Origin of the sequence: Streptomyces virginiae, assembly GCF_040638905.1 — a bacterium.
Taxonomy (GTDB): Bacteria; Actinomycetota; Actinomycetes; order Streptomycetales; family Streptomycetaceae; genus Streptomyces; species Streptomyces virginiae_B.
Genome location: NZ_JBEZYV010000007.1, coordinates 238,260 through 262,236 on the forward strand (window position 1 = coordinate 238,260; position 23,977 = coordinate 262,236).

A 23,977-nucleotide genomic window follows, 5' to 3' on the forward strand; every position below is an offset into this window, starting at 1 on the left:
AATGCGGTCCCTCCCCCGAGGCCGCCACATTACTGCGCGCCGGGATCGGGTACCCAACTCGGTCTGTCACAACTCCGTGATAGGGAGGACAACGTGACTGATACCAATCCCTATCGGGCAGAGCCCTCGCGCTACGACTCCATGGAGTACCGGCGCACCGGCCACAGCGGCCTCAAGCTCCCCGCCATCTCCCTGGGCCTCTGGCACAACTTCGGTGATGACCGGTCGCTGGAGTCCCAGCGGGCGATCCTGCGCCGGGCCTTCGACCTCGGGGTCACCCACTTCGACCTCGCGAACAACTACGGGCCGCCGCCCGGCTCGGCCGAGCTGAACTTCGGCAAGATCTTTTCGCAGGACTTCGCCTCCTACCGCGACGAGCTGATCCTGTCGACCAAGGCCGGCTACCTGATGCACCCCGGGCCGTACGGCGAGTGGGGCAGCCGCAAGTACCTGCTCAGCTCGCTCGACGCCTCGCTGAAGCGGATGGGCGTGGACTACGTCGACATCTTCTACTCGCACCGCTTCGACCCGCAGACCCCGCTGGAGGAGACCATGGGCGCCCTCGCGTCCGCGGTCCAGCAGGGCAAGGCGCTCTACGTCGGCGTCTCCTCCTACACGGCCGAGCAGACGGCCGAGGCCGTGCGGATCCTGCGCGGGACGGGCGTGCGCCCGCTCATCCACCAGCCCTCCTACTCCATGATCAACCGCTGGACGGAGGAGGACGGCCTGCTGGACGCACTGGAGGACGCCGGCATGGGGTGCATCTCCTTCGCGCCGCTCGCGCAGGGCCTGCTGACCGACAAGTACCTCAAGGGGATCCCGGCCGACTCGCGGGCCGCCCAGGGCAAGTCGCTCAACCCCGACCTGCTCTCGGCCGACGTGCTGCGCCGGCTGGCCGGGCTGAACGAGATCGCGTCCCGCCGCGGCCAGTCCCTGGCCCAGCTGGCACTCACGTGGGTGCTGCGCGACGAGCGGATGACCTCGGCCCTGATCGGCGCTTCGAGCGTTCGGCAGTTGGAGCAGAACGTGGCCGCCCTGGCCGGCGCGCCGCTCTCCGAGGCGGAGCTGAAGGAGATCGACTTCTTCGCCGTGTCCACGCCCGGGACGAACATCTGGGCCCAGCGCGGCTGACCTGCATTTTTGCCCCAACACCCGTACGGGAGACGGGTGAACGAAAAACGGGCCGGTCCGTGGGGGGGATACGGACCGGCCCGAGGGGGGGGTTCCACCATAACCCTTCGTAAAGCATGGTGCGTGCATCGGCGCGAGATGATTACGCTCCGAAACCACCCAGCAGCACTCCGGTGAGTGCTCCGGCCGCCATGAAGGGGCCGAAGGCGAAGCCCTGCTCACGGGTCGCGGAGCCGCGCAGGAGCAGGGTCAGGCCGTACAGGGAGCCGTAGAGGAGCCCGAGGAAGGCGCCCGCGGCCCATACCCCCCACCCGTACCACCCAAGAGCGACCCCCAGCGAGAGCGCGAGCTTGACGTCCCCGAAGCCCATGCCGGCCGGGTTGATCAGATGGAGCAGCAGGTACGCGGCTCCCAGCGCGCCTCCGCCCAGCAGGGCGAACCGCCAGGAGCCGGCCGAGCCGGGCAGCAGGGCGGCGAGCCCGAGCAGGGCGGCCGCTGCGGCGGCGAGCGGCAGGGTCAGGACGTCGGGCAGGCGGTGCACGGCCCGGTCGACGAGTGCGAGCAGGACCAGGAGCGGGGCCAGGGCCGCGTACGCCGCCGCTTCGGGCCGCGCCCCGACGGCCGCCGCGATCAGGGCGCAGACCCCTCCGGTGAGGGCGGCCGGGAGCACGGCCCTCCGCCCGTAGACGTGCCCCGGACTGTACGTCGTCCCCCGGCCGGCCCGCTCCGCCCCGGGCGTGCGGCAGCGGGCCGGGCCGAGCCAGCCGCGCAGCCGGTGTCCCTGCGGGCAGTGCCCCCGCCAGGGGTCACCTGGTTCCACCGACAAGCGGTAGGCCGCGCGCGGCAGCAGCAGCCCGGCGGCCACGCCGTACGCGGCGGCGAGAACGATAACGACCACACCCATCCGGCGAAGGTAGGCGGTCCCCTAGGGTGGCCGCCATGGCGCACTGGCATGACGGGCCCGCCGCGTTGCGGGTCGGCACGGACCCCACGCGGATCCCGCTGGAGGTCGCCGCCTCCTACCGGGCGAGGACGCGCGGCCTGCTCGGCCGGGACGGGATCGAGGGGGCGATGCTGCTCACCCCCGCGGCGAGCGTGCACACCTTCCGGATGCGGTTCGCGATCGACGTGGCGTACCTGGACCGGAGTCTGCGCGTGCTCGACGTGGTCACCATGGCGCCCGGCCGGATCGGACTGCCCCGGCCGCGCGCCCGGCACGTCCTGGAGGCGGCTGCCGGCGCCATGGCCGGCTGGGGGCTGAGGGCCGGGACAACGCTGGAAGTGGACACCCCTTAGGGGTTGGCCCCCGGCGGCAGTAGGTTGGGGCGGTTGAGCTGGGGCAACAGGGGAGCGGCATGACGGAGAACGCGCGGATCAAGGCGCTGGAGCAGATCATGCCGGCGACGCACGGCGCCGACGAGGACGTCGACTGGCCCGCGGCCGAGGCGGCCTGGGGGACCCGGTTCCCGGCGGACTTCATCGCGTTCATGGGCCGTTTCGGCGCCGGCTCCATCAACGGTGAGGCCAGCGTCCTGCTGCCGCTGCCCAAGCCCGGGCTCCAGTGGGACCCGGCCGAGATGGCCGAGGAGACGGACAACGCCCGGCAGGCGTGGGAGGCGGAGGGCGGACGTTCGGCCTTCGACGTGGATCCGGAGTCGATCATCGCCTGGGGTGTCACCGGCGGCTCGGACATCCTGTGCTGGCTGACCTCCGACCCCGATCCGGACCGCTGGCCGGTCCTGGTGTGCGGCCGGCACACCGCCGACTCCTTCGCCGTGTACCCGTACGGCATGGCCGAGTTCCTCTACCGGCTCTGCTCCGACGAGTTCGACGTGAGCCCCGTCAGCATCACCTTCTGGGACGGCGGCCACCTGAGCTTCGTGCACTGGCGCAAGGCGCAGCGCCGCTGGCAGGAGGGCCGCAACCCGGAGACGGGCGAGCCCGACCCCTACGCGGGCGAATTCGCCGACTGACCGGCCGTCACGCCGTCGCCGCCCCCTGAGCCCGTTTCCCGACCGGAAACGGGCTTTTCGGCATGTCTACGCGCGTCCGCATGGTCGATCACATATCGGAAAACACCACTCGGAAAAGCGTCGATTGGAGCAATGAACACAAGTGCGGACCCAATGGAATCAACCACCCTCCGGCAGGAGAGAATTCCGGCCAACGGGCCATCGAGGGATCAGCCGGCCCGGAGCAACCCATAAATAACAACGGGATACAAAAGAAATTCAGGGGAATAGACCCGTGCGACGGAGAATTTTCGGCACGACCGCCACCGCGGCCGTGCTCGGTCTGCTGATACCGCTGGCCGGATGCGGCGCTTCAGGAGACGACGCAGGTGACGGCGGTACGCTGCAGCTCGTCGCCGCCGAATACGGCGACAGCCCCGCCACCAGTTCCAAGCCCTTCTGGGACAAGGTGACGACTGATTTCACCAAGGAGAACCCGGGAATCAAGGTCGAGGTCACACTCCTGCCGTGGGCCGACATCGACCGCGAGGTCTCCCGTATGGTCAAGGCCGGCAAGGCGCCGGACATGGCGCTCATGGGCTCTTATTCGGACTTCGCCGCCCGGGGCGAGCTCTATCCCGCGGACGAACTCCTCTCGGTCACCGCCGAGGCGAATTTCCTGCAGCCCCTGGCCGATGCCGGTTCGGTGGGCAGCACCCTCTACGGCCTGCCCTTCGTGGCGAGCAGCCGCCTCCTCTTCTACAACGAGGCGCTGTTCGGCAAGGCCGGCATCAAAGAGGCCCCGAAGACCTGGTCCGACCTGAAGGCCGCCGCCAAGGCGCTGAAGGACAAGGGCGTGAAGTACCCGTACGCCCTGCCGCTGGGGCCCGAGGAGGCGCATGCCGAGGCGATGATCTGGGAGCTGAGCAACGGCGGCGGCTACGCCGACAGCAGCGGCAACTACAGCTTGGCCTCCGACCAGAACATCAAGACCTGGGAGTGGGTCAAGAGCAACATGGTCGCGACCGGGTACACGGGCCCGACGGCGCCGTCCCAGCTGAACCGGGCCGACGCCTTCGCCGCGTTCACGCGCGGCGAGGTCGGCATGCTCAACGGCTACCCCTCGCTCGCCCACGAGGCACGCGCCAAGGGCATCAGCGTCGTCACCACCGCCATGCCCGTCTCGGACGACCTCGGCACCGGGGAGATCCCGCCGGCCGTCGGCGTGGCCGACTGGATGATGGCCTTCAAGCAGAACGGCAAGCGCGCGGAGATCGGGAAGTTCCTGGACTTCGTCTACCAGGACCGGAATCTGTCGGACTTCGCCAACCGCTACCACCTGCTGCCGTCCACCGTGTCCGCCTCGCGCACGCCGGCCGGCGGCGGACTCGACAAGAACGACCAGCAGTTCCTGAACGCGCTGCGCGGCGCCCAGCTCTACCCGGTCAACGACCCGTCCTGGGTGACGGTCAGCGACACCATCAAGCGCAACATCGGACGCGCCGTGGAACCGACCGGCGACCCCAAGGGCGTCCTGGAGGACATCGCCGCACAGGCCGCCCAGGCCTCCAAGAAGCACTGAGCGCACCGAGAGCACCGAAGTTCCGCACGACACGGGACCTTCGACCCGGGCCGCAGACCACCCCGTGCGGCACCATGGCCACTACGGCACTTGATCCAAGGCCGCGGCCCAGCCGCCCGCCGAGCACTCACGAGGTGCGCGGGGCGGCCGGTCCCCGACGGGGGCGTCAGCGCTGCTTCCCGTGGTTCTGGGAGAAGGCCGTCCGGTACTGCTCGCAGCTGGAGTTCCAGCGCAGGGAGCCCTTGAGCGTCCCGTAGCCCGAGCGCGTCACCGACCACTCCACCGTGTACTCACCGGTGTCGCAGGCGATCCGCCTGTCGCCCGCGACCTTCTCGCGTCCCGTCGCCGGCTTCCCCGCCAGCTCCCTGCGCACTTCCGCCACCGTGGACCGGTCCGCGCGGCGCAGTACGGCGTGGACGACGATCGGGTGCTCGCCCTCCTTGACCGTCACCGCCTTCTTCACCACGGTCGAGTCCGACACCGACCAGGCGAACTCGTACGAGGGCTGCCACGCGAGCGTCGAGGGGTCGCCGGCCTTCCGCTCGTAGTCCGGCGCGGCCGCGGGGCCGGGGCGGGTGACCGTCTTGTACTGGACCCCCGGGTGGAAGCGGAACTGCCCCTCCACCTTGTGCCTTTCGTCCTTGGTCCACATCGACTTCATGCTCTTCTCGCCGCCCGCCGGGTCCTGGAGGTAGGCGCCCTCCGCGGCGGTGGCCTGCTGGACGAGGACGGGGGCGAGAGCCGCGGCGGCCGTGGCGAGGGCGAGAGCGGCGGTGCGGGTGCGCTTCATGCCGGGACCAACAGCGCCCCGGCGCGGGCCGGAACGACGCGGCGGGGCCTTTCACCCGTAAGGGAGCTGCCGATCACCGGAATATCCGGTGATCCACTTCGGTTCCGAGCCTGCGGAACGACGATCCGATCCGAGGGGGACGCAATGGGCGGGAACGGTGTGAACGGCACGGTGGCGGCCGGGTGGGAGCGGGTACGGGAGGAGTTCGAGGCGTTCGCGGCGGCGGAACCGCATCCGCCCGAGGCCCAGCTCGCCGTCCACCACCGGGGCCGGCGCGTCGTCGACCTGTGGGCCGGCGAGGACACCGACGCGGACACGCTGAGCGGGGTCTTCTCGATCACCAAGGGTGCCGCGCACCTGGTGGTGGCGCTGCTCGTGCAGGACGGCACGCTGGAGTTGGACCGGCCGGTGTCGTCGTACTGGCCGGAGTTCACCGGGCACGGCAAGGAGCGGCTGACGCTGCGGCAGCTGATCAGCCACCAGGCGGGGCTGATCGGTGTGGACGGCGGCTTCGACTACGACGAGATCGCGGACGACGCGCTGATCGCCGCCCGGCTGGCCGGGCAGAAGCCGTACTGGGAGCCGGGGACGGCGTACGGCTACCACGCCTTCGTGATCGGCGCCCTGACCGGCGAGGTGGTGCGGCGCGCGACGGGCAGGTCGATCCAGGAGGTGTACGAGGAACGCGTGCGCGCCCCGTACGGGCTGGACCTCTACATGGGGCTCCCGGCCTCGGAGGAGGGCCGCTGGAAGCCGGTCCTGGAGATGATCCCGACGCCCGAGCAGGCCGCGGCGCAGGCGGCGGCCGGGCCGGTGCCGGAGCTGCTGGCGGTGGCCTTCAACTGGCACCGGGAGCCGCCGATGGACCTGGTGACCCACGCCAACCACCCCCGGACGCGGGAGCTCGGCCCGGCCTCGGCGGGCGGCATCGGTTCGGCGCGCGGCGTCGCGGGGCTGTACGCCGCGGCGATCAGCCAGGTGGGGGCCCGGGCCGCGCTGCTGAAGCCGGAGACGGCGGCGGAGTTCGCAACGCTGCAGATGGCGGGCCAGGAGGTGCTGACCGGTGAGACCGACCACTTCGGGCTGGGCTTCGAACAGCAGCACGCGGTGGGGCCGCAGGCGTTCGGGCACTGTGGCGCGGCGGGCGGGCAGGGCTTCGCCGACCCGGTGACGGGGATCGCGTACGGGTACACGCGCCGCCGCTTCGGCTTCCCGGGCGGGATCGCCCCGGAGAACGAGCGCCTGACAGCGGCGGTGCTGGAAGTGGCGCGGGGGCTCTGAATCAGGCCTGGCCGGTTTCGAAGCGGCTGATGCGGCCGCCGCCGGGGGCGATGGTGAAGCGCCAGGCGGTGCGCATCTCGCCCCAGGTGTCGTTGCGGTAGTTGACGACGAGGGTGCGGCCCCCGTCGGACTCGGACTGGACGTCCATGTGGCCGCTGGAGTCGAAGATCTCTCGGTCGATCCACTCGTGGAGGTCGCGGTCGGATCCGTCGTCGGACATGGTCGCGTCGGCGGTCAGGAGCTTCAGGAAGGCGTCCTTGTCGTGCGCGTTGACGGCGGCGACGAGGGCGCCGACCACGGGGTCGGACAGTTTGGCGGGGGCGATGGCCACAGGACCTCCTGGTCGGGCGTACGTGCGTCCGTGCCGGACCAGGTAACAACGCGGTCGGGTCGGCGTCGTCGACCCTCACCCGTTCGCACGGTGGACGGCGTGTCAGGAGCGGGTGGCCTCGGGAGCGGGGGGCGGGGCCTCGGGAGCGGGGGCGGGGCCTCAGGAGCGGGGGCGGGGCCTCAGGAGCGGGTGGCCGGGCGGCTCAGGAGCGGCTGGGCGGGCGGCGACTCACGGGGTGTCGGGGGCGGTGCGGACCGGGAAGCCGGTCGGCCGGCCCTGTTCCCGGAGCCAGGCCAGCACCTGGTCGAGGGCCTCGACGGTCTGGGCGCGGTTGCCGCCGCCGTCGTGGAAGAGGACCGTCGGGCCGTTGCCCATCTCGCGCTTGACGGCGTCGACGATGGCGGCCGTGCCCGGCTTCTCGAAGTCCTTGGTGTCGACGTTCCAGCCGAGCGGACGCATCCCGTTCGCGGCGGCGATGCGCCGGCTGTCGGGGGTGAAGGCGCCGCCGGGGGCCCGGTAGTACTCGACCTTCGCGCCGTTGCCGGCGGCCTCCTCTATGAGCTTCTTGGCGTCGAGTATCTGCCGTTCCTGGTAGTCGACGGGCTTCTTGTCCATGGCCGTGTCGTGGTCCATGGTGTGGTCGCAGAGCCGGTGGCCGGCCGCGACCACCTTCTTGACGAGGTCGGGGTGGGCCTTGGCGCGGGGGCCGACCATGCAGAAGGTCGCCTTGGCGTCGTGCTCGCGCAGTACGGCGAGCACCTCGGGGGTCCAGCGCGGGTCGGGGCCGTCGTCGATGGTGATGTTGACGGCGTTCCCGCCGCTCTCCGAGGCGTGGCCGATGCCCTCGGGTATCCCCTGCGGCTGCTGCCCCGGCCCACCCGCCCGGCCGTGGCCGGAGTTGTCCGTTCCGTTCGGTTGGGACACGTTCTGACGGGAGGCGGCACCGGCCCCGCCCGGTTCCACGAGGGTCGCCACTGCCCAGGCCGTCGCCGCCACGGCGACGGCCGACGCGACGATGGCCGCACCGGCCCGGACGCCGTTCTTGTTCGTGTGCGTCGTGAATCCCATGAACCCTCCCCATCCGCTGTGCGAGCGTTCCGTGGATCAGGACGTTCGCCACCTCGGAGGAGTTCCAGTCAAATCACCTGTAAGTTCCCCGTAATTGGACTGACAGGACCGATGGGGCTGATAGGGCTGATGGGATGTCGGTCCTCGATCGTCCGGAGCTCCTTCCCGGCGGGCCGCGGTAAAACGGGCCGGCCCCGGTGGACGCGTTCGTCCGCCGGGGCCGGGATCGTTCAATGTGCGGGGTCAGTGCGCGACGGACTCCTGTGCCGCGGAAGCGGACTTGCCGTCGGCCGGGGCCGCGGCGGGAGCCGGGCCGGCGCCGCGCAGCGGGACCTCCTTGACGAACCAGGCCGCCAGGAAGCCCAGTACGGCGACGCCCGCGCCGAGCAGGAACGCGGAGTGCGTGCCGACGGCCACCGCATGCTGGTACGCCTCGCGCACGGCCTCGGGCAGCTTGGCCAGGCTCGCCGCGTCCAACTGGGCAGAACCTGCGGCTCCGGCGGCCTCCGGGCCGAGGCGCTCGGACATGGTGTCCGTGACCCGGGAGGTGAAGAGGGAGCCCATCAGCGCCACGCCGAAGGAGCCGCCGAGCGTACGGAAGAGGGTCGCCGACGACGACGCGACGCCCATGTCCTTCATGTCGACGCTGTTCTGCGCGACCAGCATGGTGATCTGCATCAGGAAGCCGAGCCCGGCACCGAGAACGGCCATGTAGACGCCGGACACGAGGCGGGAGGTCCCCGTGTCCATGGTCGCGAGCAGGAACATCCCGACGACCATGAGCGCACCGCCGACGATCGGGAAGATCTTGTACTTGCCGCTGTTGGTGGTGACGCGTCCGGCGATCAGCGAGACGAGCATCATCGAGAGCAGCATGGGCAGGAGCAGCAGGCCCGAGTTGGTGGCCGAGGCGCCCTGCACCGACTGCTGGAACAGCGGAAGGTAGAGCACGCCGCCGAACATGGCGAAGCCGACCAGGAAGCCGATCAGAGACATGAGGGTGAAGTTGCGGCTGCGGAAGATGTGCAGCGGCATGACGGGCTCGGCCGCCTTGGTCTCCACGTAGAGGAAGGCGGCGGTGGTCAGCACGCCGACGGCGACGAGGCCGAGGATCTGGGCGGAGCCCCAGGCGTACTCGTTGCCGCCCCACGTGGTGACGAGCACGGTGGAGGTGATGGCGACGGTGAGCAGGGCCGCACCGAGGTAGTCGATCTTCGGGCGCTGCCGCTCGGCGTGCTTGGGCAGGTGCAGGACGGCGGTCACCATGGCCAGGGCCACCGCACCGAGGGGCAGGTTGATGTAGAAGGACCAGCGCCACCCCATGTGGTCGGTGATGGTGCCGCCGACGAGCGGGCCGCCGATCATGGCGAGGGCCATCACGCCGGCCATCATGCCCTGGTACTTGCCGCGCTCGCGGGGCGGGATCAGGTCGCCGATGATCGCCATGACGCCGACCATCAGACCGCCGGCGCCGAGGCCCTGGATCGCGCGGAAGCCGATGAGCTGGCCCATGTCCTGGGCCATGCCGCTGAGCGCGGAGCCGATCAGGAAGATGACGATCGAGGTGAGGAAGGAGCCCTTCCGGCCGTACATGTCGCCGATCTTGCCCCAGATGGGGGTGGAGGCGGCCGTGGCCAGGGTGTACGCGGTCACCACCCAGGACAGGTGCTCCAGGCCGCCGAGTTCGCCGACGATGGTGGGCATCGCCGTACCGATGATCATGTTGTCGAGCATCGCCAGCAACATTGCGATCATGAGGGCCATGAGGACGACCCGCACGCTGCGTGGCTTCACCTCCGGCGAGGTCTCCGCGGGCTTGCTTGTCTCCACCATTTCCTGTCCACTCCCCTGGGCACTACCTGCCGGATCGGCACTTACTTGCCGACCGGCTAGTTGATTACACTGGGGACCGTAGACCCGTAACTTGCCGGGCGTCAAGTAAGTAATACGAGGAGAGTCATGTCCAGCAGCAGTCCGCAGCGCCGTCGTGGCGACACGCGCCAGCGCATCCAGGACATCGCGCTGGAGCTCTTCGTCGAGCAGGGGTACGAGAAGACGTCGCTGCGCGAGATCGCGGAGCGGCTGGAGGTCACGAAGGCGGCGCTGTACTACCACTTCAAGACCAAGGAAGACATCATCATCAGCCTCTTCGAGGACGTCACACGTCCCATCGACGAGCTGATCAAGTGGGCGGAGCAGCAGCCGCGCACCCTGGAGACCAAGCGCGAGGTGCTGCGCCGCTACAGCGAGGCGATGGCGGCCGGCGCGGCGCTGTACCGCTTCATGCAGGAGAACCAGGCGACGACGCGCGAGCTGAGCATCGGCGAGACGGTGAAGAAGCGCCTGTACCACCTGGTGGAGCTGCTGCGCACGGAGGACGGCCCGCTGACGGACCAGGTGCGCTGCGTCAGCGCCCTGTTCACGCTGCACGCCGGGATGATGTTCCTCCAGCACGTCGAGGGCGACCCGGAGGAAACCCGCCTGGCCGCCCTGGAGGTCGCCACGGACCTCATCACGCAGGCCCACCACGAGAAGCCGTGATGCACCGGTCCCACCCGCGGAGCGGTGCCCGCCCTTGATCAACGTGGAGGCGAACGCCGGGCGCAGACGGAGCCAGGTCAGGACCGGCTACGGCAAGGCGAAAGCCGACTCCGCCCGCGAGCCGCTCGGCACCCTGTTCACCAGCCGACCGGCCCCGGAGCCGGTTCGCGCCCACCGCGCACCTCAGTTCGGTGCACGGTCCGGCTGACGGGACGCCCGGTCGGCGGCGGCACCAATGGGCTCGGCCGCGGCGATCTCGTCCAACGGGACCAGTCCTGCGCCCTTGATCGCCTCTTCCCTCTACATGAGGCGGCCAGGCGGCAGATTTCCGGACCCGGTCCCGGCCGAACGCCTCGTCTTGGCGCTCGCCCCGCACCATGCGGCGCCGCATGAGGGGAACTCGGCTCGCGCCGACGGCGTGGGACGAGATGCAGCCTTCGGCATCCAGAGCGTCGAGCACGTCTCGTCGAGCGCGTGGAAGGGCCGGGTACCGAGGGGCCCTGCAGGGTTCCCGGCCGGAAGGACACCCCGGTCACGTCGAGGCCGCCGGCGTCGTCCCGCACGTACTCCCCGCCCCGCTTGTGGAACAGGACCAGCGGTTCGGTTCGTAGAGGTCCGGCAGGTCAGGCAGCGCGGAGGGCGTCTGCTCGCGCATTTCCGCCAGGGCGGCCCGCCTCAGGTACTCGCGCATGAACATGCGCCGGTACATGACGCGCGCGAGCACCTCGCCCCTGTCACCGGCCCACTCCACCGCATGGAGCCGGTTCAACAGCCAGACAGTTCCTGCAAGGTATCGAGCGAATTCGCGTCACGGATCTCCGCATCGGGCTCCGACAGTGCCGCCGTTCTGAGAGCGTCCAGTGCAGCCGATCCGGCTCGACGCGCCTCGGTGAACGCCAGCAGCAGGGGTACACCGGCGGCGAAGGCGATCTCTCCGGCCGCGGTGCGCGGCTCGTATCCCGCAGAACTGCCGTCCTTGCCCGCCCAGAGCCAGCCCACGGTGCCACCGCTCCGGTGAACCTCGATGTACTTGACCGGACCTTCGGTGAACGCCTCGTAGGACTGCTCCTGATAGCCCTTCGGCAGGAGGTGCAGCATGCGCTGCCATCTGGCCGGTACGGCGAAGGTGCTCCAGGGGTCTGGGTAGTCGGTGCCCTCTTCCGAGAGGTCCTCGAAGCCGGAAGCTGTGGGCCTGCCGTAGTAGGTGGGATCCCCGGGATCGACTTCGGCTCCCAGCAGGTCGGAAATCGCACTCAACAGGGATTTCAGACGTGGTGCGTTGGCCGCGGCGACCTCGGGCTGGGGGCGTTGCCTCAGGTCCAGGGTCATCCAGGCGTCGGAGTACGCCGCAAGCGACACGATGGTGTGCCCGCCGGGCCAGAGGAGCAGCCGCAACGCGAAGAGACGCTCAGAGCGATGCGCCCCGCCGTCGGAGTCCAGCCATTCGCCAGGCAGCACGCTCCACATGTGCAGGGTCGCGTCTTGGTCGAACCGAGCCCGGCTCTCCTCCACCGCGCCGTCGAGGCGCCCGTTTCCCTCCCACTCGTACCGCCTGTCCCGCGGCGCCTCCAGCGTGACGACCTTGACGCCCCCGTGTCCCCAGCCATCGACGAGACCGAGGTCGGCACCGAGAGAGTGGACTCGGTCGAAGAGATGGAGCGCCTGGCGCGCACCCTGCTGTCCGGAGACGGCGATCGTCGTCTCCCAGAACCATTCGCCTACAGGGTCCGTGGTGATCACAGCATGTCCTTCAGATCGGTCTTTGAGCCCGGGGGAACGACCAGCGTCCCGTCATCGAGCCGGATGACGAAGGTCACGTCCTTGCCGGCCTCAAACCGGCCGCGGCCGTTCTGGTGGATCTCCATCAGCCTGCCCTGTCGTATCCCGCACCTGTTATGCGGTGGACTCCTCCCACCCCGGACGACTGGAACGTCATCCGGTGCAGGCTCACCGAGTACGGGTGCCGCCACCGGGCTCACGGGACACCCCTGGGCCCGGCCCCGCCGCCGCGGTGCTCTCCCGTCGCGATGCCCATCGCTCCCGCGGCGCCTCATGGCGTCGGCCCAGGAAGAGCCGCAGTGCGAACGAACGGACGGTCACGAGCGGCGAGTGGGGCCCGTCGAGGCGATGAAGGCGAGGAGGTTCTCGGCGTAGCGGTGCGGGCCGGTGAGGTGGGGGACGTGGCCCTCGCCGTCCAGGGTGCGCGCCTGCGCTCCGGGGATCACCTGCGCGAGCCGGTCGACGATCGCGCCGAACCAGGGCGGGCTGTCGGTGCCCTTGCTCAGCATCGCCGGACCGGTGTAGCAGGCCAGGCGGGCGAGGTCGACGGTGTTCCAGTCCGGGTCGTCCTGTTCGTCGGCGGCGGTGGGGGCGTTGGTGACGAACGTCCGGCGGGCCGGGTCCGGCATCCCGTCCCACGCGCCCGGCCCGAACACGACGTCCTCGACGAACCGGCGTGCGCCCGCCTCGGGTTCGCCCGCGCGGACCTCCGCCATGACGGCGTCGATGGGCGCCTGCGCCTCCCGCACCAGCCGGTCGAGCTCCGGATCGCCGGCCACGACGGCGGTGAGGGGCGGCTCGTGGACGGCGAGGCTGCGCAGCAGTTCGGGGCGCCGGGCGGCGAGGCCGAGGGCGACCGACCCGCCGAAGGAGCTCGCGGCCACGTGGACCGGGGTGCCGATCATCTCGATGAGCGCGGCCAGGTCGTCCTCGTCCTGGAACCGGGTGCCCTGGCCCGGCGGGCGTTCGCTCAGGCTGTGGCCGCGGCGGTCGTAGACGAGCACGCGGTGGGTGCGGGTGAGCTGCGGCAGGACGGCGTGCCAGCTGTGGTGGTCGGTCCAGGAACCGTGGACCAGCACGAGCGGCTCGCCGTCGCCCTCGATCTCGTAAAAGATCTCGACGCCGTTCACCCGAGTCCGCGCCATGCCTGGTCCCCCTGCCCGATGCCCTGCCGCCCGGCGTCGTGCCGGGCCTCCCCCGTGGAGCGTTGATCATCTTGGCAGACGCGCACACCCGGCGGGTCGGACTTCGGTCAAGAGCCGTGGCCGCGAGGCAAGGAGCCCACGGTCAGCCGATGCGGCGGTCCTCGGCGGTGATCGGGACGTCGTTGATGCTGGCTTCGCGGCGGCGCATCAGGCCGTCGTCGTCGAACTCCCACTGCTCGTTGCCGTGGCTGCGCCACCACTGGCCCGAGGCGTCGTGCCACTCGTACTCGAAGCGGACGGAGATGCGGTTGCCGGTGTGGGCCCAGAGCTCCTTGCGCAGCCGGTAGTCGAGCTCGCGCTCCCACTTGTCGGCGAGGAAGGCGCGGATCTCGTCGCGGCCGGTCAGGAAGCGGTCGCGGTTCCGCCAGACGGAGTCCTCGGTGTAGGCGAGGGCGACGCGCTCGGGGTCGCGGCTGTTCCAGGCGTCCTCGGCAGCCTGGACCTTGGCGCGGGCGGTTTCGTCGGTGAAGGGAGGCAGGGGCAGACGGGTCATGGCGCATCCTTCCGGGCAGAGGAGCAGAGAACGATCGTTCTCGCAGTCGCCGCCAGCCTAGGAGAACGACCGTTCTCGCCGCAAGCGAAATCCGGCTACCCTGCCTCCATGGACGACGAAGAGGCACGCACCCGACTTCTGGACGCGGCGGAGGAGCTGTTCTACCGCCACGGCATCCAGGCGGTGGGCATGGACCGCATCCGCACCGCGTCCGGAGTGCCCCTCAAGCGCCTGTACCGGCTCTACCCGGCGAAGGAATCCCTGGTCACGGCCTACCTGGAACGCCGCGACCGGCGCTGGACGACGAGCCTGCGCGAGTCGGTGGCGGCGTCCGCGCAGCCGCCGGTCCTGGCCGTCTTCGACTGGCTGGCGCGATGGTTCTCGGAGCCGGACTTCCGGGGCTGCGCGTTCCTCAACGCGTACGGGGAACTGGGCGCGGCCGCGCCGGAGGTCGTCCGCGTCCACAAGGCCGAACTGCGCTCGCTCCTTGCCGAATGGGCCCCGGGCGCGGCCCCGCCGGCGCTGGCCGACCAGCTCCTGGTCCTGGTCGAGGGTGCCACGGCGGTGGCCGCCCTGAGCCCCGGCCCGGAACCGGCCCGCCGGGCGCGCGAGGTGGCGGAGATCCTCCTGGCGAAGTGACGCAGGTCACTGCTCGGCGCTTCGATGGGCTGTCACATCCGTCCGGTGCGATCCGTCAGAGCTGTGCAACCGTCTACACGGCAGGGAGAATCACCATGGACGCCCGACTCAACTTCTACGGCAGCCCCGTCGCCACCAAGTTCGCCAGGTACATCAACTCCGCGGGCAAGGCCGTCTCGGACTCGACCCTTCCTGCGGCCACCCAGGAGCTGGTGAAGATCCGGGCCAGCCAGATCAACGGCTGCGGCTTCTGCACCGACATGCACACCAAGGACGCCGCGCACGCCGGGGAGACCGCGCAGCGCCTCCACCTGGTGGCGGCCTGGCGCGAGGCGAAGGTGTTCACCGACGCCGAGCGGGCGGCCCTGGAGCTGACCGAACAGGGCACGCGCATCGCCGACGCGGCCGGCGGGGTCACGGACGCGGCGTGGGCGGACGCCGCGAAGCACTACGACGAGGATCAGTTGGCCGCGCTGGTGTCCCTCATCGCCCTGATCAACGCCTACAACCGGATGAACGTGATCATCCAGCAGCCGGCCGGGGACTACCGGCCGGGGCAGTTCGGCTGACGGTACGGAACACGGACCTGGGTACGCGTACTCAGGACGGCAGCCCGCGGGCTCCCGACCATGGACGGATGAACGCTCGTACGCTCGTCCGCCTGACCTTCGCGAACCCCGCTTCAGGGATCTACCTGGGCCTCGTCGGCGTCGCCGTGGCCATCGCGACGGCCGTCACGCTGTTCGCCCCGGATCCCGGCTTCGTGTGGGTGGTGCCCGCCCTGTTCGCGTTCCCGCTGTTCCTCGTCGTGGCGCTCGCCCAGGGGGCGGTCCACGGGGAGGGGCAGCCCGCGACGTGGCTCTTCCTGACTGAGCTGGTGGTGTGCGTACTGGTCCAGTCGCTCGTCCTCGGCACGATGGTCGAAGCCTCCCGCGGCCGCCTCCGCCTCCGGCGGCGGCCGCGTCCGCGGTTGCGGTTGCGGTTGCGGACGGGCGACTAGCCGGCGGCGCCGCGCGGGAAGGTGATCTCCACCCGGCGGTTCTTCTTGCGGCCTTCCTCGGTACCGTTGTCGGCGATCGGGTAGTCCTCGCTGTACCCGCGGACGTCGAAGACGACGCTCGGGTTCGTCACGGTCTTGGCCAGCTCGTTGTGCACGGCATCGGCCCGCTGCTTGGACAGCTCCTTGCCGTGCTCGTAACTGCCCTGGTCGTCGGTGAAACCGAAGACCCGGATGCGGGTCGCCTTGGACTGGTTGATCTCGTTGCCGATGGCCTGGATGCGGGCGGCGGCCTGCGCGTTGAAGACGGCGCTGTCCTCGGGGAACAGCACCTCGGACTGCAGCGCCATCATGACGGTCTCGTTCGTCTCCTGCCGCCGCTGCTCCCCGCCGAGGTCTTCGACGACCTCGGCGATGTCCAGCACCTTGACAGGTGCGAGGGTTCCGCCCTGCGGGATCTTCAGCCCGGGGGCGTTGGAGTCGATCGCCACGGGCGCGGAGGCCGAAGGCTCCGTGCCGGGGGGTACGGACGGCTTCACGTCATCGGCGTGGGCGGCGGTGGCCCCGATGAGGTGTCCTCCTGCGATCACAAGACCGACAGCGGCCGTAGCAGCGACGGTGCGGCGGTGGGTTGTCATGGGGTCACCCCGAGATTTTGACTGTGGCCGTGGCAAAGGTGGGCAGGCTGAACTCCACCTCTGTGGTCGAGGTCGGCGGGGCAGGGAACTGCGCGAAAAACGGCACCACTTGGCCCGGGTCGACGCTCGAGATCCCCGTGGTGCACAGGCAACGCGCTTCGGTGTCCCGAAGTACGTAGTAGCGCTTCTTGCCCGCCTTGTCGACAAGCGTGGCCCCCGCCACGGACTCCCCGCTGCCCTTCAGCTCGATTCCCCGCCATGCCGAAGTACCAGTGAAGGACTGGCTGCCGGTGTTCTTGATTTGTCCATTGATCGTCAGGAAGCCGCCAGGATCGCGCTGCAAGGAATGGATTACCAGCGTCATGCCACTCGCTCCGTTCACGGTGGCGATCACAGCGGTCGGTTCGGAACCCTGGCTCGCACTCGGCGCTGGGTTCTGCGCTCCCGATCCTTGAGACTGGGGCGCCGAGGGCTTCCGCTCTCCCTTCGGCTTGTTGTCTTCGCCGTTGCCGCCACATCCGGCCAGCGTGAGGACCATGGCCGCCGCCCCTGCAACAGCCACTCCCCCGCGGACATTCACCATGCGCCGCATGCTCATCTATGAACGCTTCCTTGTCTCTCGGTCCCTGTCAGCCGACGAGTCGCACGCTGAACAGTCTTCTGGTCAATCCGCTGAGCGAGCCCGGCTTGAGCGGGTCGAGTTTGATCAAATCTCCGCCGCAATCGAGGTTCACCGTTGACGAAGTCGGCGTCGGCGTCGCCGGGGGCGTCGAGCCGCCCCCGCCTGTCGTGGTGGGAGTGGGGATGGGGGTGGGCGCTGGAGCGGGTGCCGCGCCCAGGTGACACCTCGGCTTGATCAGGGCCGTGGCTGTGGCGGTTCCGTGCATGCTCTCGGTCCCTGGAATCACCGATTGACCAACTGCTTTCTTTGTCTCCACCGTGACGGAGAATCTGGGGAGAGCGGGATCACACGATGTAACTGTCGCGTCGTTCTGCACAGCGAAGGCCGTGGCCTCGCCGCATGCTGCACCGACCTCGAAGGCCTTCCCTTCGAGGATCCTTTCCCAGTCCGCAGGCGCTAGAGCGGCCAGGTCCAGATCCAGCAGCACGTCGTCTCTGGCCGCTCGCCCGGCCGCCAGAGCTGCGGCGTCCGCGGCACCCTGGGCGTCGCTCCGAGTCACAGAAGCCTGGCCGACGACGAAGAACGCAAGCGCGGCAAAGAGCAGGCCCGCCACCACGATGACGTAGATGGGGAAGGCCTGCCCTCGGTCAGCCGTTCGCTGCCCAAGCGACGCCATCAGCCGGCTTTGATGTCCTTCACTGCCTGCTTGATCCTGGTGGTGATCTCCGTCCCGACACCGGAGCCGACGATCGCTCCGACGATCACGATCACCACCAGGATGATGCCGAGGTATTCGAAGGCCGTCTGGCCGCGGTCGAGGGTCGCGTGGCGCTGGCGAAGCCTTGTCACGGCCGTGTCCGCCCATCCGTTCACCCTGATCCGCGCCTCCACGGCGGCCTTCAGCAGCGTGTTCTGTGACATGGGGGTTCCCTCCCGGGCCGGTACCGGTGTCGATCTGCGGACGGTACGGCGAGTCACCAGTCGTAACCAAGGGTCCCGGGACCCAATTACGGACCCACTGCGCACTCTGTCTACCCATGACCGGTCACTCCTGGACGGGCGGTTCCCAGCCAGCGGGCTATCGCCTCGCTGCGCGTGGCGCTCCGGAGCTTGGCGAAGATGCGGTTGATGTGGTTCTTGACCGTCTTCTCGCTGATGAAGCAGGCGGCGGCGATCTGCTGATTGCTCATCCCGGACGCGATCAGATCCATGATCTCCACCTCCCGGGAACTCAGCCCGAAGACAACAGAGTTGTGCATCCGCTCGGACGACTGTGCCACATCGCGTTGCGGATGCGAAGAGGCCCTGAGTTCCGCCAGCAGGGCACTAGCAGCCGTCGGGGTGAAGTGGGGGCGGCCCAGGGGTGCGTCGTGAACGGCCCTGACCAGCTCGTCGGCCGTGAACTCCCCGTGCACGAGGTAGCCGTCGGCGCCCAGCAGCAGGGCCTCGCGGACGATTTCGGCTTCCCTGCTGTACGTCAGCATCAGTACGGGCGCCAACTGCACCAAGTGCGGCAGCGCCGAGATCCCGTCCACCCCCGGCATCCGGACGTCCAACAGGACCACGTCCGGAGCGTGCCGGCGGGTCAGACTCAGGGCCTCGCGGCCGTCCGCGGCCTGCGCGGTCACATCGACGTCCCCGGCCGCGCCCAGGATGGCCGCGAGGCCCGCCCTGATGACCGGGTTCCCGTCGGCGATGAGCACGCTCAGCCGCGCCATCGTTCAGCCACCCCCGAACAGCGCGCCGAAGTCGACGTTCGCGCCGTAGACGAAGCCGCACACCAGCAGGATGAGCGTGCCCGGCAGCATGAACATCGTCACGGCGAAGGTGGCCTTCGGGACGGCCCGGGCCGCCCGCCGGCGGGCGTTCTGGGCGTCCGTACGGCGCATGTCCTCGGCGATCGCGATCAGTGTGTCGACGATCGGGGAACCGAGTTCCTCGCCCTGCTGCAGGGCTGTCACGAACTGCGCGACCTGTTCGCTGTCGTTGCGACGCCGCAGCTCGTCGAAGGCCTGACGGCGGCTGACGCCCATGTCCATCTGCTGGAGGGTGATGCGGATCTCGTCCGCCCACGGCCCCTCGTACTTGCCGGCCACCCGGTCCAGCGCCTGCCGGAAGCCCAGCCCCGCGCTCACCACCACGGCGAGGACGTCCAGGAAGTCCGGCAGCGTCCGCTCGATGTGGTCGCGGCGGACCCGGATGGCCGACCACAGGCCGACCTCCATCCAGAACAGACCGAACGCCACCATCAGCAGGGCCGCGACCAACTGGCCGTTGACCAGCATGGAGAAGGCACCCGCGGCGCCCAGTACCCCGTACACCGCGCGCCGCGCCGCGTACCGGTCGATCGTCAGGCCGGCCGGGTTGCCCGCCATGTCGATCTGCCGGCGCTTGCCGGCCACCCGGGTCGCGCCCATCGCGCGCAGGACCAGCGGCGCCCAGCGGATGCCGATGCGGTCGACCAGCGATCCGACCGCCGTCGTACGGGTCGCTCCGACCTCCAGGGCCAGGGCGAGGTCGGTGGGGAGCTTCACGTCCGCCCGGTAGAGGCGGACGCCGTGGAACGCGCCGAACACCGAGAGGCCCACGGCGAGAGCGAGGAGAAGTGCGGTCATCGTCCCGTCCGCCCCCTCACACGTCGATCTTCGACAGGCGCCGGATGAGGATGAAGCCCAGCGCGAAGAGGCCGAGCGCGACGAGGACGGCCGTCTGTCCGAAGAACGCGCCCGTCATCCGGTCCAGCGCGCCCGGCATCATCATGTCGACGAGGAGCAGCGAGCCGAGCCCGATGGCCGGGACCAGGTAGGCCGTCACCGTGACCTGGGACAGCTGGGTGCGGATCTCGCGACGTGTCTCCTTGCGCTGCTCCAGCGTCACCGTCAGGTTGCGCAGGCTGTCCACGATCGCGCCACCGGCCCGCGCCGACAGGACGAGGGTCGAGACGAGGACGACGAGCTCGCGCGACGGAAGGCGCTCGGTGAGCTCACCGAGCGACTCCTCGATGGAGTGGCCGACGGCGAGGCGGTCGGCGACCCGGGCGAGTTCCTCGCCGGCCGGCGCCTCCAGCTCCTCCGCCGCGATGCCGATGGCGGTACGCAGGGCCAGCCCGGCCTGGGTGGCGTTGGCGAGGATGCGGGCCAGGTCGGGGAGCTGGTTGATGAAGCGCTCCGTACGCCGTGTCCGCTGCCAGTTCAGGAACGCGTTCGCCGCCCAGATGCCGATGAGGCCGGCGACCGGTCCGAAGAACGGCGCGAGGAGGGACGAGGCGATGAGCCAGACGCCCGCGATGGAGGCGAGCATGTAGACGAAGAACTCGCCGGGCGTGAGGTCCAGGCCGGTGGTCGTCAGCTTCTGCTCGATGCGCCGGCCGAACTTCGTCTTCCGCAGCCGGCGGTCGATCTTCCGGAAGCGGCGTACCCGGCCGAGCGGCTCGGGGACGCCGCTCGCCGAGAGCCGTTCGACGAGGGCGGCGTGCTGGGCGCGGCCGGCCGCGTACGCCTGGAGGCCGACGACCGCGAGTGCACAGGCAAGCAGCGTGATGCCGAGGGTGAGGAGGATCAGTGGGTTCACAGGGCGGTCCGTGTGATGTGCGGGGTGGTGAGGGGGTCGTCGGGCAGCGCGACGCCGAAGGCCTGCGGGATGGGCTGGTTGTTCATGTAGAGGCGTTCGGCGATGCGGCGGGGCAGCGGGTAGTACTGGAAGTAGCCCTGGACGCGGCCGTCCGGCCCCATGGGCTGGGCGACGAACCGGCAGACCGTGGTGATCCGGAAGGGTTCGCGGCCGTGTGATTCGAGGATGGAGATCTCCGTGATGCGGCGCGAGCCGTCGCCGAAGCGCGACAGCTGGACGATGACGTTGACTGCGCTGTTGATCTGGTCCTGGAGGGCTTCGAAGGGGATTTCGACCTCCGACATGGAGGCCAGGGTCTGCAGGCGCGTCAGGGCGTCGGAGGAGCTGTTGGCGTGGACGGTGGCCAGGGAGCCGTCGTGGCCGGTGGACATGGCCTGGAGCATGTCCAGGGTCTCGCCGCCGCGGACCTCGCCGACGATGATGCGGTCGGGGCGCATGCGCAGGGAGTTGCGTACGAGGTCGCGGATGGTGATCTGGCCCTTGCCCTCCACGTTCGCCGGCCGCGATTCCAGGCGGATGACGTGCGCCTGCTGCAGCTGCAGTTCGGCGGAGTCCTCGATGGTGATGATGCGCTCGCCCTCTGGGATCAGGCCGGAGAGGGCGTTGAGCAGGGTGGTCTTGCCGGTGCCGGTGGCGCCGGAGACGATCACGTTCATCTTCGCCTGGACCAGCCCGGACAGCAGCAGGAGCATCTGCTCGTCGAGGGAGCCGAGGGCGATCATCTCGTGCAGGGTGAAGGCTCGCGGGAAGCGGCGGATGGTGAGGGTGGCGCCGGTCAGGGAGAGCGGCGGGATGATGACGTTGACGCGCTCGCCGCTCGGCAGGCGCGCGTCGACCATGGGATTGGCTTCGTCGACGCGGCGGTTGACGGTCGAGACGATGCGCTCGATGGTCTGCATGAGCTGTTCGTGCGAGGCGAAGCGGAGGGGGAGCTGCTCGACGCGGCCGGACCGCTCGACGAAGATCTGGTCGGGTCCGTTGACCATGATCTCGGAGATGGAGGCGTCTTCGAGGAGCGGTTCGAGCACGCCGAGTCCGAGGGCCTCGTCGACGACGCGGCGGATGAGCTGCGCGCGTTCGACGGTGGACAGGACGGGACCCTCGCGGCTGATGATGTGCCCGAGTACGCGTTCCAGGCGCGCCCGGCGCTCGGCGGGTGCGAGCGCGGACATCTCGGCGAGGTCGATCTCCTCCAGCAGCTTGGCGCGGTAGGAGGAGACCAGCCGGCCGTCCTCGCGGGGGCTGTGGCGGTCGTCGGGGGTGCTGACCCGGGAACGCAGGCTCATGGTCCGGTCACCTCGGGGTCGTCGTTGGGCATGACGGCTGTCGCCCTGGCCGGATCGGGGTCCAGCCCGGGGATGATCGAATTGATGCGGATGGTCACGGTCGCGGTCACCGCGTCGCGTCCCGGGTCCACGTCGACCACCGCCGGAAGTCCCTCGCGGATGGCGGCGTGTCCGGCCGCCACGCCCCGGCCCGGGTGCTGGGCCTCCACGCGCGCCGCCGTACGGGCGGCCGTGTCCGCCTGCTCGTGGACGTACGCGACCCAGCCGAGCTGGATCGCGCACAGCGCGACGAACAGCAGGATCGGTATGAAGCCGATGTACTCCAGGGCCACTTGGCCCCGGTCGGAGCGGATGCGCCGTCTCATGTCACTCGGCCCCCTTCTCCAGCGCGGCGCCGCCGGTGCCGTCGATCTCGCCGAAGTTGAGCGCCGGGTGGAGGACGGGAATGGACAGGCGCACCCTGGCCCGGTAGATGTCGCCCGACCTGCCGCAGTCCACCTGGAGGTTCCACGCCTCCCCGATGTGCTCCCTCGCCGCCGCGTCGCAGGCCGCACCCCCGTGCACCGCCCCCGCCCGGGCCGCCTCGTCCGCCGCGTTGCCCGCCAGGGAGAAGGCGTAGCCGACCAGGACGCACTCCCATACCGCCGCCACCAGGAGCAGGATCAGCGGTACCGTGCCGGCGAACTCGATCGCCACCTGGCCCCGGTCGCCCCGGGCTCCTCTCCGGGCGGGCATCCGTCAGCCCTCCCGGCCGCGGCGCAGGCGGGAGACCGTGCCCGCGGCGCGCAGGGTGAGGGCGCCGCCCGGCGGGGCGGGAGTCGCCGGGGTGTCCGGGGCGGCGGCCAGGAGGCCGAGTTCGCCGGCCAGGGTCCACAGGGCCTGCTTGACCGTCGAGCGGTTGTCGAGGTCCTGGACGCGGCCCGCGTCGACCACCGCCTGCAGCTCCTTGAAGGCGGCCGGGACGGGGGTGCGGGTGGCACGGGTCTTGGTGATCTTCTCGATCAGGGCGGGCTGGATCTCGGTGTGCTTGCTCCAGCGGTTGACGACGACCGAGGTGTCCTCGGCCTTGCGGACCTGGAGCCGCTCCCACAGCCGGACCATGCGCTTGGCGGCCCGTACCGCGATCACGTCGGGGGTGGTGACCAGGACCGCGGTGTCCGCCATCTCCACCGCGGCGGCGTTGGCACCGGTCACCTGGGTCCCGCAGTCGACGACGACGAGTTCGTAGCGGCTGCGAAGGGCGCCGACGATGTGGCGGGCGGCCCGGTCGTCGACCTCCTCGCCGCGTTCGCCGTCGGCCGGGGCCAGCAGCAGCGCGAGTCCGGTGCGGTCCTCGTAGACCGCGTCCTGGAGGACCCGCGGCGAGATGTCCTGGATCCCGGCGAGGTCGGCGATGGAGCGCCGGAACTGCACGTCGAGGTACGAGCCCACGTCGCCGGCCTGGAGGTCCATGTCGACCAGTGCGGTACGCCGTCCCGAGGCGGCCGCGGCGAGCGCGAACTGGACGGCGGTGAAGGTGGTGCCCACACCGCCCTTGGCCCCGGTGACCGTGACCACCCGTCCGCCCGGCCCGGTGGGAGCGTCGGCGGGGCCCCTGCCCAGGTGGCGGCGGACGCCGACGGCCCACTGGGCCGCGGCATGGACGCGGGCGGCGAGTTCCTCGTAGGACAGCGGCAGGCCGACGAGGCCGCGGGCGCCGGAGTCCATCGCGGCGGAGAAGAGCGCAGGGCCGGCGTCCGAGGAGACCAGGACGACACCCACCGCCGGGAAGCGGAGGGCGACTTCCCGGATGAGCTCCAGTGCGGGCACCGGGCCGATCCGCTCGTGGACGAGGACCACCTCGGGGAGGTCGTCGAGGGAGTCGACGGCGAGCCGGGCGAGGGTGTCCAGCAGGGTGGTCGAGTCGGCGACGGCAGCAGCGGGCTCCGCCGACGGGAGCTGGCTCAGCAGGGTGGAGAAGATGCGGGCGGCGTCCGGGTCTGCGACCGCGGGGAGGATTCGGGTGGTCATCC

The 23,977-nt window shown here is 70.3% G+C and carries 30 protein-coding genes; 9 read left to right on the top strand and 21 right to left on the bottom strand.

Annotation, left to right across the window (positions count from 1 at the left end; all coding sequences use genetic code 11):
* Positions 1-93 precede the first annotated feature (93 nt).
* Positions 94-1,131, top strand: a complete 1,038-nt coding sequence (gene mgrA / locus AB0F82_RS13300) for an L-glyceraldehyde 3-phosphate reductase (protein ID WP_362626498.1) — start codon at positions 94-96, stop codon at positions 1,129-1,131.
* 142 nt (positions 1,132-1,273) lie between these two features.
* Here mgrA and AB0F82_RS13305 read toward each other — a convergent pair whose 3' ends face one another.
* Positions 1,274-2,035, bottom strand: a complete 762-nt coding sequence (locus AB0F82_RS13305) for an A24 family peptidase (protein WP_362626501.1) — start codon at positions 2,033-2,035, stop codon at positions 1,274-1,276.
* A gap of 35 nt (positions 2,036-2,070) precedes the next feature.
* Here AB0F82_RS13305 and AB0F82_RS13310 point away from each other — a divergent pair, with 35 nt between their 5' ends.
* The 3 genes from AB0F82_RS13310 to AB0F82_RS13320 all read left to right on the top strand — a co-directional run bounded on the left by AB0F82_RS13310 (position 2,071) and on the right by AB0F82_RS13320 (position 4,665).
* On the top strand, positions 2,071-2,427 hold the full coding sequence (locus tag AB0F82_RS13310; protein WP_356812846.1) for a DUF192 domain-containing protein: 357 nt from the start codon (positions 2,071-2,073) through the stop codon (positions 2,425-2,427).
* A 59-nt stretch (positions 2,428-2,486) separates the two neighbouring features.
* Positions 2,487-3,104 carry an SMI1/KNR4 family protein gene (locus tag AB0F82_RS13315; protein WP_030829782.1) on the top strand — a complete coding sequence of 206 codons (618 nt, stop codon included), beginning with the start codon at positions 2,487-2,489 and terminating at the stop codon, positions 3,102-3,104.
* Between the two features lie 274 nt (positions 3,105-3,378).
* Positions 3,379-4,665, top strand: coding sequence for an extracellular solute-binding protein (locus AB0F82_RS13320; RefSeq protein WP_356812847.1), 1,287 nt, complete (start codon positions 3,379-3,381; stop codon positions 4,663-4,665).
* A 166-nt stretch (positions 4,666-4,831) separates the two neighbouring features.
* Here the strand turns inward: AB0F82_RS13320 and AB0F82_RS13325 are convergent, their stop codons facing one another.
* The gene (locus AB0F82_RS13325; protein WP_356812848.1) at positions 4,832-5,455 is read right to left on the bottom strand and encodes a hypothetical protein; all 624 of its coding nucleotides are present in this window, start codon (positions 5,453-5,455) and stop codon (positions 4,832-4,834) included.
* A 144-nt stretch (positions 5,456-5,599) separates the two neighbouring features.
* On the opposite strand from AB0F82_RS13325, the gene AB0F82_RS13330 reads away from it, so the two are divergent.
* Positions 5,600-6,736, top strand: a complete 1,137-nt coding sequence (locus AB0F82_RS13330) for a serine hydrolase domain-containing protein (protein ID WP_362626507.1) — start codon at positions 5,600-5,602, stop codon at positions 6,734-6,736.
* Between the two features lies 1 nt (position 6,737).
* On the opposite strand, the gene AB0F82_RS13335 is transcribed toward AB0F82_RS13330, so the two are convergent.
* The 3 genes from AB0F82_RS13335 to AB0F82_RS13345 all read right to left on the bottom strand — a co-directional run bounded on the left by AB0F82_RS13335 (position 6,738) and on the right by AB0F82_RS13345 (position 9,968).
* The gene (locus tag AB0F82_RS13335; RefSeq protein WP_356812850.1) at positions 6,738-7,067 is read right to left on the bottom strand and encodes a nuclear transport factor 2 family protein; all 330 of its coding nucleotides are present in this window, start codon (positions 7,065-7,067) and stop codon (positions 6,738-6,740) included.
* Positions 7,068-7,295: 228 nt separating this feature from the next.
* Positions 7,296-8,135 (bottom strand): polysaccharide deacetylase family protein, encoded by an 840-nt coding sequence (locus AB0F82_RS13340; RefSeq protein WP_362626510.1) that lies wholly within the window; start codon positions 8,133-8,135, stop codon positions 7,296-7,298.
* Positions 8,136-8,378: 243 nt separating this feature from the next.
* Positions 8,379-9,968, bottom strand: coding sequence for an MDR family MFS transporter (locus tag AB0F82_RS13345; RefSeq protein ID WP_362626513.1), 1,590 nt, complete (start codon positions 9,966-9,968; stop codon positions 8,379-8,381).
* A gap of 126 nt (positions 9,969-10,094) precedes the next feature.
* Here AB0F82_RS13345 and AB0F82_RS13350 point away from each other — a divergent pair, with 126 nt between their 5' ends.
* Positions 10,095-10,676 carry a TetR/AcrR family transcriptional regulator gene (locus AB0F82_RS13350; protein ID WP_362626516.1) on the top strand — a complete coding sequence of 194 codons (582 nt, stop codon included), beginning with the start codon at positions 10,095-10,097 and terminating at the stop codon, positions 10,674-10,676.
* Between the two features lie 532 nt (positions 10,677-11,208).
* Here the strand turns inward: AB0F82_RS13350 and AB0F82_RS13355 are convergent.
* From AB0F82_RS13355 to AB0F82_RS13375, 5 genes are all read right to left on the bottom strand, one after another.
* Complete coding sequence (locus AB0F82_RS13355; protein WP_362626519.1) at positions 11,209-11,445, bottom strand: hypothetical protein; 237 nt, start codon at positions 11,443-11,445, stop codon at positions 11,209-11,211.
* A complete protein-coding gene (locus AB0F82_RS13360; RefSeq protein ID WP_362626522.1) occupies positions 11,442-12,416 on the bottom strand; it encodes a hypothetical protein in 975 nt (324 codons plus the stop codon). Before AB0F82_RS13360 ends, AB0F82_RS13355 begins: the two co-directional genes overlap by 4 nt.
* Entirely contained in the window at positions 12,413-12,541 is a 129-nt protein-coding gene (locus AB0F82_RS13365) for a hypothetical protein (protein ID WP_362626525.1), read from the bottom strand. Before AB0F82_RS13365 ends, AB0F82_RS13360 begins: the two co-directional genes overlap by 4 nt.
* A gap of 231 nt (positions 12,542-12,772) precedes the next feature.
* Positions 12,773-13,600 (bottom strand): alpha/beta fold hydrolase, encoded by an 828-nt coding sequence (locus AB0F82_RS13370; RefSeq protein WP_362626528.1) that lies wholly within the window; start codon positions 13,598-13,600, stop codon positions 12,773-12,775.
* 142 nt (positions 13,601-13,742) lie between these two features.
* Positions 13,743-14,153 (bottom strand): nuclear transport factor 2 family protein, encoded by a 411-nt coding sequence (locus AB0F82_RS13375; RefSeq protein WP_362626531.1) that lies wholly within the window; start codon positions 14,151-14,153, stop codon positions 13,743-13,745.
* A 108-nt stretch (positions 14,154-14,261) separates the two neighbouring features.
* Between AB0F82_RS13375 and AB0F82_RS13380 the strand changes: the two genes are divergently transcribed.
* The 3 genes from AB0F82_RS13380 (at position 14,262) to AB0F82_RS13390 (ending at position 15,792) form a co-directional block, all read left to right on the top strand.
* The gene (locus AB0F82_RS13380; protein WP_362626534.1) at positions 14,262-14,792 is read left to right on the top strand and encodes a TetR/AcrR family transcriptional regulator; all 531 of its coding nucleotides are present in this window, start codon (positions 14,262-14,264) and stop codon (positions 14,790-14,792) included.
* Between the two features lie 95 nt (positions 14,793-14,887).
* Entirely contained in the window at positions 14,888-15,361 is a 474-nt protein-coding gene (locus AB0F82_RS13385) for a carboxymuconolactone decarboxylase family protein (protein ID WP_362626537.1), read from the top strand.
* A gap of 68 nt (positions 15,362-15,429) precedes the next feature.
* Positions 15,430-15,792 carry an SCO4225 family membrane protein gene (locus tag AB0F82_RS13390; RefSeq protein WP_362626540.1) on the top strand — a complete coding sequence of 121 codons (363 nt, stop codon included), beginning with the start codon at positions 15,430-15,432 and terminating at the stop codon, positions 15,790-15,792.
* Here AB0F82_RS13390 and AB0F82_RS13395 read toward each other — a convergent pair.
* The 11 genes from AB0F82_RS13395 to AB0F82_RS13445 form a co-directional block, all read right to left on the bottom strand.
* Positions 15,789-16,427 carry an OmpA family protein gene (locus AB0F82_RS13395; RefSeq protein ID WP_362626543.1) on the bottom strand — a complete coding sequence of 213 codons (639 nt, stop codon included), beginning with the start codon at positions 16,425-16,427 and terminating at the stop codon, positions 15,789-15,791. The two genes, AB0F82_RS13390 and AB0F82_RS13395, sit on opposite strands and share 4 nt — an antisense overlap.
* Before the next feature lie 4 nt (positions 16,428-16,431).
* A complete protein-coding gene (locus AB0F82_RS13400) occupies positions 16,432-17,025 on the bottom strand; it encodes a hypothetical protein (protein ID WP_362626546.1) in 594 nt (197 codons plus the stop codon).
* A 31-nt stretch (positions 17,026-17,056) separates the two neighbouring features.
* The gene (locus tag AB0F82_RS13405) at positions 17,057-17,725 is read right to left on the bottom strand and encodes a pilus assembly protein TadG-related protein (protein WP_362626548.1); all 669 of its coding nucleotides are present in this window, start codon (positions 17,723-17,725) and stop codon (positions 17,057-17,059) included.
* Positions 17,725-17,970, bottom strand: coding sequence for a hypothetical protein (locus tag AB0F82_RS13410; protein ID WP_362626551.1), 246 nt, complete (start codon positions 17,968-17,970; stop codon positions 17,725-17,727). Before AB0F82_RS13410 ends, AB0F82_RS13405 begins: the two co-directional genes overlap by 1 nt.
* A 110-nt stretch (positions 17,971-18,080) precedes the next feature.
* Positions 18,081-18,767, bottom strand: coding sequence for a response regulator transcription factor (locus AB0F82_RS13415; RefSeq protein WP_362626554.1), 687 nt, complete (start codon positions 18,765-18,767; stop codon positions 18,081-18,083).
* Positions 18,768-18,770: 3 nt separating this feature from the next.
* Positions 18,771-19,664 (bottom strand): DUF5936 domain-containing protein, encoded by an 894-nt coding sequence (locus AB0F82_RS13420; protein ID WP_362626557.1) that lies wholly within the window; start codon positions 19,662-19,664, stop codon positions 18,771-18,773.
* 16 nt (positions 19,665-19,680) lie between these two features.
* Positions 19,681-20,619 carry a type II secretion system F family protein gene (locus AB0F82_RS13425; protein WP_362626560.1) on the bottom strand — a complete coding sequence of 313 codons (939 nt, stop codon included), beginning with the start codon at positions 20,617-20,619 and terminating at the stop codon, positions 19,681-19,683.
* Entirely contained in the window at positions 20,616-21,965 is a 1,350-nt protein-coding gene (locus AB0F82_RS13430; RefSeq protein WP_362626563.1) for a CpaF family protein, read from the bottom strand. Before AB0F82_RS13430 ends, AB0F82_RS13425 begins: the two co-directional genes overlap by 4 nt.
* Positions 21,962-22,330, bottom strand: a complete 369-nt coding sequence (locus tag AB0F82_RS13435; protein ID WP_362626566.1) for a TadE/TadG family type IV pilus assembly protein — start codon at positions 22,328-22,330, stop codon at positions 21,962-21,964. The genes AB0F82_RS13430 and AB0F82_RS13435 overlap by 4 nt, the downstream gene beginning before the upstream one ends.
* Position 22,331: 1 nt before the next feature.
* On the bottom strand, positions 22,332-22,700 hold the full coding sequence (locus AB0F82_RS13440) for a TadE/TadG family type IV pilus assembly protein (protein ID WP_362626569.1): 369 nt from the start codon (positions 22,698-22,700) through the stop codon (positions 22,332-22,334).
* Between the two features lie 3 nt (positions 22,701-22,703).
* Positions 22,704-23,975, bottom strand: coding sequence for an AAA family ATPase (locus tag AB0F82_RS13445; RefSeq protein WP_362626572.1), 1,272 nt, complete (start codon positions 23,973-23,975; stop codon positions 22,704-22,706).
* Between the last annotated feature and the right edge of the window lie 2 nt (positions 23,976-23,977).

Bases quoted from the DNA above. Each gene is read 5' to 3' on its own strand.
- AB0F82_RS13305 (WP_362626501.1), bottom strand. From the start codon at position 2,035: ATGGGTGTGGTCGTTATCGTTCTCGCCGCCGCGTACGGCGTGGCCGCC.
- AB0F82_RS13310 (WP_356812846.1), top strand. From the start codon at position 2,071: ATGGCGCACTGGCATGACGGGCCCGCCGCGTTGCGGGTCGGCACGGAC.
- AB0F82_RS13315 (WP_030829782.1), top strand. From the start codon at position 2,487: ATGACGGAGAACGCGCGGATCAAGGCGCTGGAGCAGATCATGCCGGCG.
- AB0F82_RS13325 (WP_356812848.1), bottom strand. From the start codon at position 5,455: ATGAAGCGCACCCGCACCGCCGCTCTCGCCCTCGCCACGGCCGCCGCG.
- AB0F82_RS13330 (WP_362626507.1), top strand. From the start codon at position 5,600: ATGGGCGGGAACGGTGTGAACGGCACGGTGGCGGCCGGGTGGGAGCGG.
- AB0F82_RS13340 (WP_362626510.1), bottom strand. From the start codon at position 8,135: ATGGGATTCACGACGCACACGAACAAGAACGGCGTCCGGGCCGGTGCG.
- AB0F82_RS13345 (WP_362626513.1), bottom strand. From the start codon at position 9,968: ATGGTGGAGACAAGCAAGCCCGCGGAGACCTCGCCGGAGGTGAAGCCA.
- AB0F82_RS13350 (WP_362626516.1), top strand. From the start codon at position 10,095: ATGTCCAGCAGCAGTCCGCAGCGCCGTCGTGGCGACACGCGCCAGCGC.
- AB0F82_RS13365 (WP_362626525.1), bottom strand. From the start codon at position 12,541: ATGGAGATCCACCAGAACGGCCGCGGCCGGTTTGAGGCCGGCAAGGAC.
- AB0F82_RS13370 (WP_362626528.1), bottom strand. From the start codon at position 13,600: ATGGCGCGGACTCGGGTGAACGGCGTCGAGATCTTTTACGAGATCGAG.
- AB0F82_RS13375 (WP_362626531.1), bottom strand. From the start codon at position 14,153: ATGACCCGTCTGCCCCTGCCTCCCTTCACCGACGAAACCGCCCGCGCC.
- AB0F82_RS13380 (WP_362626534.1), top strand. From the start codon at position 14,262: ATGGACGACGAAGAGGCACGCACCCGACTTCTGGACGCGGCGGAGGAG.
- AB0F82_RS13385 (WP_362626537.1), top strand. From the start codon at position 14,888: ATGGACGCCCGACTCAACTTCTACGGCAGCCCCGTCGCCACCAAGTTC.
- AB0F82_RS13390 (WP_362626540.1), top strand. From the start codon at position 15,430: ATGAACGCTCGTACGCTCGTCCGCCTGACCTTCGCGAACCCCGCTTCA.
- AB0F82_RS13395 (WP_362626543.1), bottom strand. From the start codon at position 16,427: ATGACAACCCACCGCCGCACCGTCGCTGCTACGGCCGCTGTCGGTCTT.
- AB0F82_RS13400 (WP_362626546.1), bottom strand. From the start codon at position 17,025: ATGAGCATGCGGCGCATGGTGAATGTCCGCGGGGGAGTGGCTGTTGCA.
- AB0F82_RS13405 (WP_362626548.1), bottom strand. From the start codon at position 17,725: ATGGCGTCGCTTGGGCAGCGAACGGCTGACCGAGGGCAGGCCTTCCCC.
- AB0F82_RS13410 (WP_362626551.1), bottom strand. From the start codon at position 17,970: ATGTCACAGAACACGCTGCTGAAGGCCGCCGTGGAGGCGCGGATCAGG.
- AB0F82_RS13415 (WP_362626554.1), bottom strand. From the start codon at position 18,767: ATGGCGCGGCTGAGCGTGCTCATCGCCGACGGGAACCCGGTCATCAGG.
- AB0F82_RS13420 (WP_362626557.1), bottom strand. From the start codon at position 19,664: ATGACCGCACTTCTCCTCGCTCTCGCCGTGGGCCTCTCGGTGTTCGGC.
- AB0F82_RS13430 (WP_362626563.1), bottom strand. From the start codon at position 21,965: ATGAGCCTGCGTTCCCGGGTCAGCACCCCCGACGACCGCCACAGCCCC.
- AB0F82_RS13435 (WP_362626566.1), bottom strand. From the start codon at position 22,330: ATGAGACGGCGCATCCGCTCCGACCGGGGCCAAGTGGCCCTGGAGTAC.
- AB0F82_RS13440 (WP_362626569.1), bottom strand. From the start codon at position 22,700: ATGCCCGCCCGGAGAGGAGCCCGGGGCGACCGGGGCCAGGTGGCGATC.
- AB0F82_RS13445 (WP_362626572.1), bottom strand. From the start codon at position 23,975: ATGACCACCCGAATCCTCCCCGCGGTCGCAGACCCGGACGCCGCCCGC.